Annotated in this window: 10 protein-coding genes; 3 read left to right on the forward strand and 7 right to left on the reverse strand. The window is 45.7% G+C overall.

Annotated features, from left to right (window positions below):
- Positions 1-48: 48 nt before the first annotated feature.
- The 4 genes from E5S67_RS18565 to E5S67_RS18580 form a co-directional block, all read right to left on the reverse strand.
- Positions 49-3,675 carry a diguanylate cyclase domain-containing protein gene (locus E5S67_RS18565; protein ID WP_172189709.1) on the reverse strand — a complete coding sequence of 1,209 codons (3,627 nt, stop codon included), beginning with the start codon at positions 3,673-3,675 and terminating at the stop codon, positions 49-51.
- A 552-nt stretch (positions 3,676-4,227) separates the two neighbouring features.
- A complete protein-coding gene (locus E5S67_RS18570; RefSeq protein ID WP_172189711.1) occupies positions 4,228-4,386 on the reverse strand; it encodes a hypothetical protein in 159 nt (52 codons plus the stop codon).
- Between the two features lie 15 nt (positions 4,387-4,401).
- A complete protein-coding gene (locus E5S67_RS18575) occupies positions 4,402-5,676 on the reverse strand; it encodes a DHH family phosphoesterase (protein WP_172189713.1) in 1,275 nt (424 codons plus the stop codon).
- A 245-nt stretch (positions 5,677-5,921) separates the two neighbouring features.
- Positions 5,922-6,419 carry an HNH endonuclease gene (locus E5S67_RS18580; protein ID WP_172189715.1) on the reverse strand — a complete coding sequence of 166 codons (498 nt, stop codon included), beginning with the start codon at positions 6,417-6,419 and terminating at the stop codon, positions 5,922-5,924.
- Positions 6,420-6,764: 345 nt separating this feature from the next.
- On the opposite strand from E5S67_RS18580, the gene E5S67_RS18585 reads away from it, so the two are divergent.
- On the forward strand, positions 6,765-7,229 hold the full coding sequence (locus E5S67_RS18585) for a COP23 domain-containing protein (RefSeq protein WP_172189717.1): 465 nt from the start codon (positions 6,765-6,767) through the stop codon (positions 7,227-7,229).
- Positions 7,230-7,317: 88 nt separating this feature from the next.
- On the opposite strand, the gene E5S67_RS18590 is transcribed toward E5S67_RS18585, so the two are convergent.
- Positions 7,318-10,092, reverse strand: coding sequence for an AAA-like domain-containing protein (locus E5S67_RS18590; protein ID WP_172189719.1), 2,775 nt, complete (start codon positions 10,090-10,092; stop codon positions 7,318-7,320).
- Between the two features lie 171 nt (positions 10,093-10,263).
- On the opposite strand from E5S67_RS18590, the gene E5S67_RS18595 reads away from it, so the two are divergent.
- A complete protein-coding gene (locus E5S67_RS18595; RefSeq protein ID WP_172189721.1) occupies positions 10,264-11,010 on the forward strand; it encodes a 5-formyltetrahydrofolate cyclo-ligase in 747 nt (248 codons plus the stop codon).
- Positions 11,011-11,060: 50 nt separating this feature from the next.
- Positions 11,061-11,570, forward strand: a complete 510-nt coding sequence (locus E5S67_RS18600; RefSeq protein WP_172189723.1) for an O-acetyl-ADP-ribose deacetylase — start codon at positions 11,061-11,063, stop codon at positions 11,568-11,570.
- 420 nt (positions 11,571-11,990) lie between these two features.
- Here the strand turns inward: E5S67_RS18600 and E5S67_RS18605 are convergent, their stop codons facing one another.
- Together E5S67_RS18605 and E5S67_RS18610 are read right to left on the reverse strand one after the other, a co-directional pair.
- Positions 11,991-12,941 (reverse strand): phytanoyl-CoA dioxygenase family protein, encoded by a 951-nt coding sequence (locus E5S67_RS18605; protein WP_172189725.1) that lies wholly within the window; start codon positions 12,939-12,941, stop codon positions 11,991-11,993.
- 121 nt (positions 12,942-13,062) lie between these two features.
- On the reverse strand, positions 13,063-14,931 hold the full coding sequence (locus E5S67_RS18610; RefSeq protein ID WP_172189727.1) for an AAA-like domain-containing protein: 1,869 nt from the start codon (positions 14,929-14,931) through the stop codon (positions 13,063-13,065).
- Between the last annotated feature and the right edge of the window lie 289 nt (positions 14,932-15,220).

Below are 15,220 nucleotides of genomic sequence, written 5' to 3' on the forward strand. Positions count from 1 at the left end.
GAGCGGTCTAGGATATACCTACCTTCTTTTGCCTATTCTACAACTGGATTAGACCTCTGGCGCCGTTATCTGGTTTGCGCTTGTGTAGCGATCGCGCCCTTGTCGTTTCGCATCGTACAATGCTCGATCGGCGAGGGCAACGAGTTCATCCGGTGATGTTGCCAAGGAGGGAATCACAGTCGCAATTCCCATGCTAACGGTCACGATCGCGCTCACATCAGATTGCTCGTGAGGGACTGCCAACTGTCGGATTGCCTGACGCATCGACTCCGCAACCGCGATCGCCCCTGCAGCATCCGTATTCGGCAGGATAGCAGCGAATTCTTCGCCCCCATAGCGCACAAACAAATCGGTAGAACGTTTAACCGCGGCTGCTGCGGCTTTCGCTACTTTCACCAAACAAGTATCCCCAGCTTGATGTCCGTAGCAATCGTTATATCGCTTGAAATAATCTACATCCAACATAATCAACGAAAGCTGTTGTTTGCCCTGCATCAGTCGGTGCCATTCCGACTGCAACCGCTCATCAAAACAGCGGCGGTTTGCTACTTGTGTTAGCCCATCTGTCGTAGCAATTAATCTTTCTCGTTCCGCCCGGTGTCTTAGCATCTCATCTGCCCGCTTGCGTTCTGTAATATCAGCAAAAGTCGTCACTACTGCATAGGGTTGAGACTGATTGAGATGGAACAGCGGTTGAGAATTAATCGAAATCCAAGTCAGCGTTTTATCCGATTTGTGAATGCCCATCACCACATTCGATTGCGGTTGTCCCGTGCGCAGGGTAATCGTTGCCGGATGCTGTTCGCTCGGAAACGGTTCGCCATCCTCCCGAACGGTTCGCCAGTCTAAATCTTCTATCGATGTGTGCCCCATCATTTGCTCCGGGGTCAGCCCGATAATCCTTTCGGCACTAGCATTGCAGGCAGTAATTTGTCCGTCTGCTAGCTGGAGTACAACACCTTCTGTCATGGTGATAATCACAGAACGGTACCGTTCCTCGCTTTCCTGCAATTGACTCAGGAGAATGTTCTTAGCATCAAATTCTGAAGCCAGATGCAGGCTGCTTGCCAGAAACCCGGCCATCAGTTGTAAAGTCTGGATATCTGACTCTGTAAAGGCAGAGGGTGTAGCTGAAAGCACTTTTAAGACGCCAACCCGATCGTCCTGATAGAACAAGGGAACAACCACCATTGACCGGAGACCAATGCGCTCGCAGGCAGCCCGATTTACCCGTGCATCGGTTTCTGAATCCTCGCAAAGCATGATTTGCCCCGTCGCAATACATTTTCCCGATAAACTTGTCCCTACTTTGATCCGTAATCCAATATAGGGGGTGGCGATACCGCTGGCTGCCCGATACACCAATTCATCTCCTTCGACAATTTCAATCACTGCTCCATCGGCACGGGTCAAATCTTGAGTCCTTTCTGCAATCACGGCCATGACTGCATCGAGATTGGGATTGTGGATGGCGATTTTCTGTTGGGTAGCAATCACTATACTCAGACGCTCGAACTCTTGTTGTAATGCTGCTTCTGCTTGCTTGCGATCGGTGATATCCTTCATAAAGCAGTGATGCCCGATCGCTCGCTCCTGCGAGTCGTAGGCTGCCAACATCACCAATTGCTTGTAAAAAATCGAACCATCTTTCCTGATACCGCGGGCCTCAACCTCCACTCGGCCCTCGGCTCGCATTTTTTGATAAGCCACCGTCATCCTGTCGCAGTCCTCGGGATGAACTGTTTTCTGCCAATTCATACCCACCATTTCTTCAGGTTGATAACCGGCTATATTGGCGTAGGCTTGATTAACCGTGATATACCGTCCGAAAATATCCAGCCGCGAGATGCCGTCCACCGCATTAGCAAGAGCTGTACTCATTTCTCTGAGTTCTGTTTCCGCCTGGACAAGATCCGTAATGTCTTGGGATGTACCAAACAACCGAATGACTTTTCCCTCTGCATTGAGTTCGACCTGTCCTCTGGCTTCGGTATGGCGGATAGAACCATTCGGGCGCAAGACTTTGAGGCGCAATAGATAAGGCTCTCCCCGAGTCAGCGCTCGTTGAACTACCATGTGTAGCTGTTTGGCACTTTCGGGATGGTAAATCCGCAGGTTTTCTTCATAGGTAGGTTCGCCCAGTGCCCTGTCGCGTCCCAAAATCTCAAATAGTTGGGGAGACCAGGTAATTTTACCCGTAATCGCGTCAAATTCCCAGCTACCTATGTGGGCAACCCGCTGGGCTTCTGACAACCTGGTTTCATTCTGTTGCAGGGCAGTTTCTGTTTGCTGGCGACGAGCGGTAATGTCATTTTCGTTGACGACCAACATCGGGTTGCCTGTTACCGGGTCTTTGGTACACCGCACGTCGATCTTGTGCCAGCGAATCCCCGCCAGAGTAATCACTTGAGCCTCAGTGATCGAGACCTCGCCGTACCCTTGAACTCCCATTGCTCGCTCTCCTACCTGAGGGTCAACAAAGTGGCTCAGAAAAGCATTGTCTGACGCAGAGCGAGGGTGCAGCGCATCCCCATAACAGCGCAAGGCCGCCGGGTTTTCCAGCAGCGGTAAGCCTTCTAGGGTGTACAGGGAAACCATGAGCGTGGTGTGCCGGAGTGCCTCTATCGATCGCAGGATTTCCGGCTCCATTTGATGAGCGCTTTCGACCGTACCCTCGACCAGCATTGCCAAACGCCCGCTCTCTATCCCGATCCCAGAACACCGACAGCGGACAGAAACAGGCTGACCGCCCGGGTAAAACGTCCACTGCTCGGACAAGGTTTTGCCTTGCTTAAACTGCTGCAGATATGTCTGCAAGCGAATCCGAGTAGACTCTGACACATCGCTAAAGTTGCGGCTCGCAAGTTCTTGCCGGCTAGAAGCATTCCACAGGTACAAGGATGCTTGGTTTGCCCACCACATTTGCAAATGCTCAATATCAAATATCCAGATCGGGTTTTGCAATAACTCAAAGGCTCTGAGGTGGACAATACCCCCGCTCAGGGAACAGGCAAACTCTGGTTGCAGGCAATTTTCATGGACTATTGTCGCGCTGTCTGTATTAATCGCAGTTTGATTCGGTTCTGTTTTGAGTTCCGGCAGTTGATTTGGCGGCAGCACCGGGTGATGAGATATCAGGTGCCGCATCCTCAATCCAAGCAGCACTGCAACGTGTTGCAGGATCTGAACGTCGAGAGGTTCCCACTGACGCGGACTTCGGCATTGGTGAGCAATCAACAGTCCCCAAAGCTTCTGAGATTGCTGCTGTTTGCCATCTAGCAAGATTGGCACAACTAAATTTGCCTGAACCTGGATGCGATCGAGCAATTCGACATCACAAGCTTGAAGATGACCCCTGTGAATATCAGAAATGCTGCTCGTTTGTCCCTGGCTGTAACGCTCTACCCAGGTAGCTTCAAAGCAAGAATCATAAATCTGTTTTCCTAGGATTCGCGGCCACTGAGCATCAACCGATTCAGCAAATACTACGCCATCTCCTTGTGGTAGGAAGCGATAAATAATCACGCGATCGGTTTGCAGCAGCACCCTGGTTTCTTCTACCGCACATTGCAAAATTGTCTCCAGATCACCCAAGTCGTTGATTTTAAGTGCAATTTCAGAAATTTTTTCTAGAATATTCTCTAACGACCAAGAGAAAGTCTCTTTTGTAGACATCTCCGTGTTCCTTTTTTTGTTAAACGTTTTTTTACTATTCTAACCCGCCACCAAAAAATATAATAATTTGTTTTAAGCCGTAGCAACTGCTTGTTTTGTTGAGGAACGAAACCAACACTTTATGTTTGGATTTAAACTTTAATGAAATGGTACAAAATTTATTTTTTATGTGATTTAGCCAATAATTTATGTTTTTCCGTCTCTATTTGGCTTATTGGGCGGCGTTTTTCTATAAAAAGTTAGCTAAGATTTCCTCACCAACTCTAAAAAGTTGTAATTTATTTAACAATTAATTGGGAATATCAAAAAATTAACCCTGTAGAATCTTTAAAACTCAAGAATTATATTGTGAGTTTATTACGCTATATAAAACTAAGTTTTTCCAACAATCTGGTTTATTTTTCAAAATACTTTGTTGTCTTATTTGACAATAGTTAAAATAAAGATTTCTTTGGTGTATTTGTGGAAAATAATAAGATTTATTCTTGTTATTACTGGAATAATCAACCGGGTTTTTTAAACCCCTTACTTCGTTCAAACCCTCAATAAGAGTTAAAAAACCCGGTTGATGAGAGTTGGAGTGCGTAGATGACCGATCGTCAAGTTGAGATTTTGCCCGGAAGCAGAAAAAAACGCGGCAAAACCTGGTAGCAACCGGAGGCCGAACCCAGCAACAGCCTGGGAAGGCTGTTGCTGGAAGAAATACCGCATCTACAAACTCCAGAGTTAATGATCGTAAATAGGATTGTCTTTAGGACTAATTAATTTCAGCAACTTTTGCTTGATCTGAGCATCGAATACTTCCCATTTCAGCCTCGCATAATCGCTATTCTCATTGTCGCCGGAAAGAAATCCTACCGGAATTTCAAAACCTCCTGCTTGACTTCTACCACCGCCAAAAAAGCGTCCTTGAGCATCTTGACCGAAAGCTTCTTTAATAAATTCGTCGGGGTCGAGAGTGAGTTTAGTAGTTCGCAGCGAGCCAATTACTACTTCAATTTCTTCGTCTTTGTCGTGAACAATTCCATAAACAACGGCTGTATGTACGTTCTCCTCTGTTACTAAAAAGTCCGCCGCTTGGGGAATAGAATCCCGATCGTCATAGCGGAGGTAGCCGATGCCGGCGATCGAAAAATTGTTCTGGACGGTGCGGTTTTTGAGCGCTCCCTCGATGGCGTCCATCACCCACTTAGAACGAGACGACAGCAACACCGCATTCAGCAACTGCGGGTCGTAAAACCGGCTCAAATAAGCCGCAGCTAAAAAGTCCTCTTCCTGAGCTTGTCTGAGGGCGTTAGTATCCGATCGCAAACCGTGCATCAAAGCTGTAGCGCACTTGATGTGCAGGCTGACGCTGCCGTCGAGAGTTAGGAGTCCAGCCTGTAAATACTCGGTCAAAATCGTGGCTGTAGCGCGGATTTGAGGACGCAAATCGGTAAATTCTGCGTTCATTTCCCCCTGCAAATTGTGGTGGTCGATGACGGCGGCGATCGGAACTCCAGCCGCTAAAATAAACTGGGTTAAGTTACAAGTCGTCCCTTGGTTGTCGATGAAAGCGCAGCCCTGATACACCGACAAATCCTTAGTTTTTAATGTTTCCAGCGTCCACCGCTGCAACGGCAACCCTGTCAATTTAACTAAGGCAATATTTTCTTGGTGGCTGAGGGCGCCGGCGTAGATAATCTCGCATTGGATATCGTACTGTTCGGCGATTAATTTGTAAGTCCAAGCGCTTGAAAGTGCGTCTGGGTCTGGAAAATCTTGTAGCAATATTAACTGGCGAGTGCCTTTGTGCCGATCGAACATTTGGCGCAATTGCTCGACTTTGCGATCGTGCAATTCCTCGCGGAGACTGGTGCGATTCTCTTCGGAAGCAACTTCGGCTTTGCTGCGCCGTTTCGCAGGCGCACTCACTCTGGGTACAACCTCGGTGCTGGGTTCAAGCTCACCTTCGCGGTTGTCAGATGTTTCATCGGAATTAGCAGGGAAATGGTCTTTCATTGTTAAAAATTAACAATTTAACTATTCAGGATTTGCGCGACATTCGCTTTTAAACCCGGTTTGCTTGTAGATGCCTTGTTGTCAAAGCCAATACTTCTTACGAGAAACCGGATTTAAGAGCGTAAATTCTGTCTTTAACTTTTTAACTTTTTAACTCGTGCACCCCGGGTGCGTTGCGAGGAAGGAACCAATCTCAGAAATCAGAACTTCCGCAAAAAACCCCCGCGCTTGCGCTGACAGGGGTTTTAAAGGCCTATTACATATTTTTGCCATTCTTTGTGCATACCGCTCTTAACGTGTTTAGTCACTTCAAAATAAAGACCGCTGTGAGGTTTCCTCGGCGGATAGCGCAGCGGCATTCCCGCTTCTTTTGGCGTGCGGCTGCCTTTATTGACATTGCAGCGGACGCACGCCGTAGCGAGGTTTTCCCAAGTGTCGCCTCCTCCGCGCGATCGGGGAATCACGTGATCGAGCGTCAAATCGTCCCCGGTATAACCGCAGTATTGACAAGAGTGCGCGTCCCGGTGCAAGATGTTCCGGCGGGTAAGCGGAATATCCTTATAGGGAACTCGGACGTAATGCCGCAGTCGGATCACAGTTGGTAGCGGAAAATTTGGCGCAATAAATTTCCCGTTGTGTTCTACCTGTTCTGCTTTTCCTTTCAGCAACAAAACTACCGCCCTTCGCCAATTGGTGATGTTAAGGGGTTCGTAGGAGGCGTTCAGCACCAGAACATTGCCCATTGTTGATTATTAAAGAGAATATTTTTCCCGATAGTAACACAGGTTCGGCTTTAGGTGGGGCGGGATCAGGAAGGGCAAGGCTCAGCAAAAAACGGTCAAAAACCGCACCTTTACCCTATACCTTCGCGCCTGCGCCCACTGTGGCTGCACCTATTTTCTGCCGCCGGCGTTTGTCAGCTAGCATTTTTCCCTGAGTTTTGGCCTCGATGAGGCCAGTGTATGCGATCGGCAAAAATTTGCAGAATTAATTTTATTTTTTTCCCTAAATGCCTAATCTTCCCGGCAAAAAGCAGTCTAACTTTTTAGAGTATTAGTAACCTTAAATGAAAAAGCTTATTACTGCTCATGGAATTTCGGCTCTTAAAGTCAGCTTTTAGCGCGTCAATTATTGCCCTTGTTGCTCCGATTTTAGCAAGCAGTCCCGCCTTTGCCCAAACGCCTTCATTCTTCTGCGGCGCTGCTGGCGGCCGCCCAGCTACAATTGCTGTCCAACAAGGCAAAAATATTCCCGTTATTCTATGGCTAGCTGATAACTATTTCAATGAATCGGGAGAAGACGCGATTACTCGGTGCACCCGAGTCTCGGGAATTCTCAACAACTCGCAACCGCAAGGCAACTGGGAGAATATTATCACATCAGGTGCATCTCCCAACGGTCAACTAATTATTTGTGCAGCTAATTCTCAAGACGGTTCCTGTAGATTATTATATCAAGTACCCAAAGGGCAAAATCCCGAACAAGCCCGACAAGAACTCTTAAGAAAAGTCAAAAACCCTAATGTAAGTGTTTCGCCGGTTAAGGTAAATTGATAGTCATAAGTCATTAGCTACGGGTAGGGACACGGCATTGCCGTGTCATACTTGCAGATTATTGAGAGGACACGGCATTGCCGTGTCCCTACTTGCAGATAGTTGAAACTCTTGTAAAATACTTTGGTTGAGTGGTGAAAAAATTGCAGCTTTGCTTCAGCAATTCTTCTAACCCTTCAACCTGCCTCAGCCAGACAGTGCCGTTGCTTCCAGCTACAGCAATTTGCTTTCCGTCTCGACTCCAACTGACACTAACAACATTCTCCTCGAAGTCAAATTGAGCAACCTGTCGCCCCGCTAAATTCCACAGCCGCACACTCTTGTCAATTCCCACTGTAGCAAGCCGTTCTCCGTCGGGACTAAAACTAATTGCTTTCGCATCAAAATGCAATGTTTGAAATTCATTAACTAATTCTTTTTCTGACATATCCCACAGGGCGACTTTGCCATTCAATGTTACTGTTGCAAAGCGATACTGGTATTGATCGGAACTGAAACTGAGCCCAATTGCCTGAAGTGGCAGTGTTTTTTTCAGCTTTCCCGACAAATTCCAAATTCGGACTGTAGATTTGCCATCTAAAGTTGTTAAAAAATCGCCTTTTGGGCTAAAATTTACGCTTCTCACTAAGCCGTTGTGGCCCGGTATTTGCACGCTAGGTGATGCTAATTTGGGCAGATTTGACAATTTCCAAATTGCAGCCTTGCTGTCTATTCCTGCCGCAGCTAACAACTTTCCTTCGGGACTAAAACTGATGCTGGTAACAGAGCCTTGAATTCCTTTCAATTGAGAAATATTTTTACCTGATAAATTCCATAATTTAACGGTGCTGTCCCTTCCGGCAGTCGCTAAAAATTTACCGTTTGGGCTAAAGCTTACCATATTAACTGACTGCTGCAAAGCTTTCCATTCAGCAATTTTTTGCCCGGAAAAGTTCCAAATCCGAACCCTATCATCTATTCCTGCGGTTGCTAACATTTTCCTGGTTGGGCTAAAACTGATGCTGGTAACTGCACCTTTATGAGCTTGCCAATTTATCTTGGTTTGCGGAAGCGATGATGCTTTCGTCTGCTGTTGTTTACTAATTTTATCAAGAATTATTTGTAAGGCTAACAGCGGTCTAGTTGCCGGATATTCTTCTAGCTTGTGTTTGTTCTTAACTAAAGTTTTTAATCTTTTTCCCGAGGCGATCGCCCTCAGTAAAGCTTCTGATAAAGCTTCGCTATTTTCTGTCTTTTGAGATACCGCTAACAGTAAAGCATCGCTGCCATTTTGTTCGATTTCAATACTTGCTTGTGCTAGTTTAAACCGCTGGTAAGCAAGAGTTGAAAAGCCGATCGCCCCTACTAACGATGCTGCCAGTACCGCAGAACCGATTCCGATCCAATGTTTGGCTTTTTGTTTGGCAGAGTCAGCTTCCATCAAAGCTTTTTCGGCATCGCACACAGCTTTTTGGGTTTCTAGTGTAGCTGAATGCAGCAGTTGATTTTGGTCGCTCAAAATAACTTTCTGGCTGGCAGTCAAAAACTGAAAATCTTCGTTTCTCAAACTTTTTCCTGCCGCCCAAACTAATGCTGACTGCAAATCATCCCCTCGCAACAGTTGGGAATCATCTTCACAGCTAGAATTTAGCCAGAGTTTGATAGCTTCCGAGTAAGGCGAGAGATTTTCTAATTTTTGTTCAATTAACTCTTGGTTAAATACAGCTTCATAAATAGGATTAGAAATTGTTAATTTTTCCCGGCGCTTAACGATTAATCCGCTCAATCGCAATTCCATTTGTTCGGCACTGCCATCGGGGACAATTTCAGCTTGCTCTAAAATTTGCTGGTACAATCCGAGTCTCCTGACAATGCGCTGGTTTTCTTTGAAAAGTCGATCGCGAATTGTGGACAAATGTTCGGGCACATCTTGAGTTTCCCAATTTTTCACAATTTTCAAGCGCACTACCTTCTCAACCCACTCTTGAGAAGTGTTAATTTTATCTTTTTCCCCCTCTTGGCAAGGGGCGGCTGCATCTTTCTCCCCCCCTTGGAAACGGGGGGCTGGGGGGGGTAAATTCGGGATTAATTGTGGATTTTCCAGCAGAAGTTTGCACAGCTTTTGAGTCAAAAAAGGCTGCCCGCCCGTCCAATACAAAACCTCTCTCAAAACTTCATGAGGGCTGTCTGTAAGCTCTGCCAACCCCGCTGCTAGCGGTTGAGCTTCTGTTTCGTCAAAACCAGTTAATTCGATTGCCTTGCCAATATTAAAAGGGGTATTGGTGCTGGCATTTTGCTCGCGGCACAAATCTGTGGGCGATGCTACGCCTAAAAGGGCCCAAGTTAAGCGATCGAACTCTGAATTGTTGGCGCGCTTGTTGTAGCACGATCGAATTAAGGCTAAAAAATCGTCGGCGGGAAAATCTAGGGCGAGAATGCTGTCGATTTCGTCAATAAAAATGACAATATTGCTGGAAATGTTTGGTAACAGTACGGTTTCGATGAATTCGCTCAATCTTTGAACCGGGGTTAAAAAATTGCGATCGCGCCACCAAGTCCGCACGTTGACAATATCCGACAGGTTAAAGTTATTTTCGAGAATGCGTAGCAAACCAGCATACCACTGTTCGGGAGTGACGCCGCGGTTGCCAATTTCCGAAATGTCGATCGCAGCACAAGCAATTCCTTCATTTCTCAGCCGCTGAATTGTCCGCACCTGCAAGCTAGATTTGCCCATTTGCCGGGAATTCAAAACATAACAAAATTCCCCGGCTTTCAATCCGTTATAAAGGTCGTCGTCTGCTTGCCGCTTCACATAATTGGGAGCGTTATTTGTCAAACTCCCACCGACTTGATAGTAACTGGGCTTTGTTGTAAAATCCATACAATAAAATTGTAGAATAAAAAAATAAGCTTTTAGTCATTCGGCGGTTGAAATCGAAGCAACCACGGGGGGATTGCCCCTACTATACAAACAAAGTCAGCCTTCCGAGACTAAAGAATCGAGGCGGTATTAAAGCAGAATTTTGTATGATAAATTGTACCACAATACAGCATGAAAACTGATTGGACTGGATACAACCACGACAAAGACAAGTTAAGAGCTGAAATTTGGTCTTTGCTGAAGCAGCAATCCGCATCTATTGGCGATACGTTTGGTCATATTCCCAACTTTGTCGGTGCCCAGTTGGCGGCTGAAAAATTGGCAAGTTTACCAATATGGCAACAGGCAAAAACGATTAAGTGCAATCCAGATTCGGCGCAAATTCCGGTGCGGATGCGGGCTTTGCAAGACGGAAAACGCCTGTATATGGCAGTACCGCGATTGACAGACGATCGCTGTTTTGTTGAGTTAAATGCTGCGGATTTGCAGAGACAAAATGTATCTATTGCCGAAAGTGCGATCGCCCGCAAAGCACTCGCTTGGGGAAAATTGGTAAGTTTTGCAGAAATGGAGCCGATTGATTTAGTAATAGTCGGCTGCGTAGCGGCGGATCCCAACGGTGGAAGAACCGGGAAAGGTGCAGGTTTTGCCGATTTGGAATTGGCTATGTTGAAGGAATTCGGGTTAGTACAAATCGATACGCCAATTGTGACAACAGTGCATCCTTTGCAAATAGTCTCTGATTTGCGTTTGTCAATGCAAGCTCACGATTGGGCGCTGAATTGGATTGTTACTGCTGAGGAGGTAATTGAAACTAATACAAGTTATCCGCGTCCAATTGGCTTAAACTGGGATAGTATACGGCCGGAACAGTTGGCACAAATTCCTATTTTGCGAAAGTTGAGAGAGCAAGACTAGATAACGAGTTTCTTTGCTAAACTTGCCTATAGTGTACTATTGCTGCGAACATGAAAGTTATTTTGGGAGACATTACAAAACTGGCAGTTGATGCAATCGTGAATGCTGCAAATACCAGTTTACTTGGGGGTGGCGGAGTAGATGGAGCAATACACAAAGCAGCAGGTTCAGAACTTGTTCACGAGTGCAGATTGCTTGGAGGATGTAAGATTGGGGATGCTAAGCTAACTAAAGGATATCGCTTGCCTGCACGCTTCATCATCCACACAGTAGGGCCAGTATGGCGGGGAGGTAATGATGGAGAACCTGAACTCCTGGCCGAGTGTTACCGTAACTGTATGCAAATCGCCGCAGATCGAGAGTTAGAGAGTTTGGCATTTCCTTGCATTAGCACTGGGATTTACAAATATCCTAAAGCTCTAGCAGGTGAGATTGCAGTGAAGATATGTTTAGAACAAATACAAAAGAATGGTGGTTCTCAAAGAGTAATTTTTTGCTGCTTCGATCGAGAGAATTATGAAATTTATGACAGGATTCTATCTAACTACAGTCTGAGCTAGTGAATTGAGTTAGGGTTTTACCCTAGTCTTAATATCTACATTTTTTACTATTTATTTAACAAACCGCGAAGGCGCGTTCGGCGAAGCCGTTCCCGAAGGGTAGGACGGGAAGCAAGACAGAAGAAGAAGACTGTAAGTTGATGATATATCTACTTTGTAGTAAACACGCGCCATACAATGAAAGCAGTAAAACCTAGATAACCAAACACGGTAATCCAGTCTAGCAAATTGTCGGAAGTTATCAAAAAAATATCGTTCACGGGCACCGTCCACCTGATTATTAATTACAGAAATCATACCAAATCCAGGTTACTTATCCCCATCTCTCTGTTCTCTTTTTCTGCTTGCTCTGCGTCAAGAGCGGTTAAATCATTCCGATGCAAGCGGAATTGAGATGACTGGCTTTTTGGGAAAATTATATTAACTTTTTTTCAGAGTTTCCCTATGCTTATTCAAGAAATCTAACAATGCTTCCGCCTCCGGTGATGGCTGCAAACAGGCGTAAGAATAGCGATACAAACCCCTGCAAATCAGAGATAATCGCGTTGGGAAATCAAGCACTGAGGGGATATCGACGATCGCATCATCAACTGGTGGAATATCCCCTCGCTGACAATATACAGCATAGCTAATTCGAGGTGATTTAGCCCGACTGCTGCTGCGGCTTCCCCAGTGAAAAACGTATTGATCCCAGCACGATAGAGTACCAGCTTGTGTCGGTAAAGCCCTGATATCTTCCAAAGCAAATTTAGTAGCTTTTGTCTTGAGATTTTTGATGGCTTCAGCATACTCTGGATCGCGGTTTGCCGGAATCATGTACATACATGAATTGAGGGGATTAGCCTCAGTAATTGTTACCCAGAGAGTAAGCACTGTCGGCATACCGTTGGAGTCTATAGTATTTTCGTACTCGGCGTCGCGGTGAGGCTCAAATCCTTTGCCGCTGTCAGAAGTTTCTATGTAATAAACCCAAAAATTTGGAACTAGCTTGTAGCCGTTTCCCAAAATTCCTGCCAAGGTTGAGTTAAAGTAACCAAATGCTTGATAGAAAACATCGTAGACGAGGGCAAACATTGTCGGAAACCCTGCTTTTCTGACCTTTTCTATACAGTCGCGCATCTCCTGAATAGTAGCAGCAGGTATTAGGCTAGGTGTTTGGAAATAGCCTTCTTCTCGCAGTTGCAGCTTGTACTGGTCAATTTCTGCTTGTTGGATTCCCGAAAAATCTGAAAAGCCTTCAAATGGTCGATCGGAAATAGTTGAATTGCAGTTGAGATCGCGCCAGTAGTTAATATCTTCTGCTTGTGGCAGAAGTGGAATTAATTTATCTAAGTCAAGAGACTTTCTCAGAGTGACAGTTTCTTCAGTCATCGATCCTATTTTACGCTGATACTGCACAGGGAAAAGCCGGGACGATCGCTCTTTTGCGATATTTGTGCTAATCTTTCCCCCTAATGCTGATTCTACGTCATTAACCAGCTAAAATCTACAATTAATTAACTCCCCAATTAGTTTTAAAATATTGTCGATACAGTTCGCACCTCGGCACGCACTCGTTACCATGCAATTTCACCAACCCCAAACTGTCTAATTTAAACGCCTGCATTGCCTTTAATTGCACCGGAGAGTCCGCCGCTGCAATCTCTCTCATCCCCTGCGCCAACTCTGGATATTCTTCCAAATTCCACAACTGCCGGCGCAAATGGTCGCTATAAATTCCAGCATCTGCGATCGCAGTTTGTTTTAATTCATCGAGTGTCAAATCCGCTCGCGAAATGTGATATAATGCAACTCGCACTAAATACGGATGTCCGCCGACAATTGCCATCAATTCCTCAACTTCGGCTTCCGACCAATTCAAGTTGTGGCGCGCTGCTAAATCTTGTATTTGCTGATGGTTGAATTCTGGCAAATCTACGGGCAGTCCGACGTTGAAAGGCGATTGATTGATGTTCATCGGGATGTAAACTTCGGTGGAGTGAACTACAATTAATCGCAGTTTTTTCCAGATGTCGCGCCGCTTCGATTCTTCGTGCCACGCCCGCAGCAGTCCTAAAAAGTCTTCGGCAATGTCGGGATATTGAAAAACGCGATCGATCTCGTCTAATCCTAAAATTAAAGGACTGTCGATTTGCGGTAAAATGTATTTTTCAAAGTAATCTTTGCAGTTGACTTTGCTGCCAAAAATCTCGTCCCAATAATCGTCTAATTGATTTGCTAAGTGCAACTCGCGGCCGACGTAAGCGCAAAACCACTTTAAGAATTTATCTAAGTTGGCAAATACGCCTTTATCTACTAACTGAAAAGTTAGGGGCACGGTGCAATAGCCTTGACGGGCTCCGTGATGCAAAATTCTTGCCATCAAGGAAGTTTTGCCCATTTGTCTCGGTGCTTTAATTCTAATTAACGCGCTGGGCTGCACTATAGTTTGATAGCAGCGTTCTTCGATGGGCGGGCGTTCTACATAAAATTGAGAAGCGACATCGACTTGTCCTCCGGGTAATTCCGATTCGGCGGCGGGTAGAGGTGTTTCGTCGCTGCTAATTTCTAATAGCTGTTTTTGTGTTGTTAAATTTTCCGTTTCTTCGGTAACTGGTACGGGTTCTTCTGCTAGCAAGTTCAGAACTTCTTCGATAATAATTGGAGTGTCGGCGGTGGTTTTCCATTCCCTCTGTTTGATCCGGTACAGATAGCCGCGCAAATCGTGATTTAGTGGCGCATTCAGCGGAAAACCGACGCGGATGGGGAGAATTATTGGTCTTCTGTCAGCGCGAGCATCTTGCAGTTCTTTTGCTTGCTGAACTTGATATGTTAGCAGTTCGCTTTGGCTGACCGTTGGCGGCAATAGTAGGAGCAAATAATCGCATTCTTGGAGGAAGAAATTAATGCGATCGAACCAATTATCTCCCAATCTAATGTTATTTTCTGCTGTAAACACTGTATGACCGATCGCGCTTAAGGCCGTTTCTAACTGTTTTCCCAACTCGCGATCGGGTTCGGCGTTGCGGTAGCTGACAAATACTTTAACAATTCTGCTGCTGGTGGCTGTTTCGCCCGCTGGCGGCAAATTGTCCAGCTCGTCTAAATTTTCCGGTTCTTCAAGTTTAGCCGATCGGTGGTCGCCATTCGCCAGAGTCATCTCAAAAGCCGCGAACAACTGGCGAATTTTACTCAAATCCGCACCTTCTCTACCCTGCTTAATTTTGCTGACTGTATCGGCACCGACGCCAGACTCAGCCTCGATTTCAGTCAGAGTACCTCTAATGTTATGTCGGTCAGACCATTCTTGGAGCGCCTCGTTAAGTTTCTTTAAGCCAGAGGCAGTGAGAATGCGACCGCGATCGCGTTTTGACTTGAGCACTTCGCTTGCAGTGAAAGGGAAAGGAATCTAGGAAGTTTAACGCCTTAAGTCCCTATTTTAGGCGATTTTAAGGGAGATAGTCAGCCAGCCGGAATTTAAGGCATTTTACTTGGAGTAGTTTTTGGGGCGATCGACTCCTCAAACTCTTTCCTGATAACGGCTTCAACTGTTGAATATATTTGAGTATAAAAAATTTTTGTATCCGCTCAATAAGTAGCGGTAGCACAGAAAAAAAAATAAGCAGAGTACACAAAGTGTCATAAAATAGGACACATGACGCCAAAGATTA

The sequence above is a fragment of the Microcoleus asticus IPMA8 genome (assembly GCF_013179805.1).
In the GTDB taxonomy this organism is placed as follows: domain Bacteria; phylum Cyanobacteriota; class Cyanobacteriia; order Cyanobacteriales; family Microcoleaceae; genus Microcoleus; species Microcoleus asticus.

Bases quoted from the DNA above. Each gene is read 5' to 3' on its own strand.
- E5S67_RS18565 (WP_172189709.1), bottom strand. From the start codon at position 3,675: ATGTCTACAAAAGAGACTTTCTCTTGGTCGTTAGAGAATATTCTAGAA.
- E5S67_RS18570 (WP_172189711.1), bottom strand. From the start codon at position 4,386: ATGCGGTATTTCTTCCAGCAACAGCCTTCCCAGGCTGTTGCTGGGTTC.
- E5S67_RS18575 (WP_172189713.1), bottom strand. From the start codon at position 5,676: ATGAAAGACCATTTCCCTGCTAATTCCGATGAAACATCTGACAACCGC.
- E5S67_RS18580 (WP_172189715.1), bottom strand. From the start codon at position 6,419: ATGGGCAATGTTCTGGTGCTGAACGCCTCCTACGAACCCCTTAACATC.
- E5S67_RS18585 (WP_172189717.1), top strand. From the start codon at position 6,765: ATGGAATTTCGGCTCTTAAAGTCAGCTTTTAGCGCGTCAATTATTGCC.
- E5S67_RS18590 (WP_172189719.1), bottom strand. From the start codon at position 10,092: ATGGATTTTACAACAAAGCCCAGTTACTATCAAGTCGGTGGGAGTTTG.
- E5S67_RS18595 (WP_172189721.1), top strand. From the start codon at position 10,264: ATGAAAACTGATTGGACTGGATACAACCACGACAAAGACAAGTTAAGA.
- E5S67_RS18600 (WP_172189723.1), top strand. From the start codon at position 11,061: ATGAAAGTTATTTTGGGAGACATTACAAAACTGGCAGTTGATGCAATC.
- E5S67_RS18605 (WP_172189725.1), bottom strand. From the start codon at position 12,941: ATGACTGAAGAAACTGTCACTCTGAGAAAGTCTCTTGACTTAGATAAA.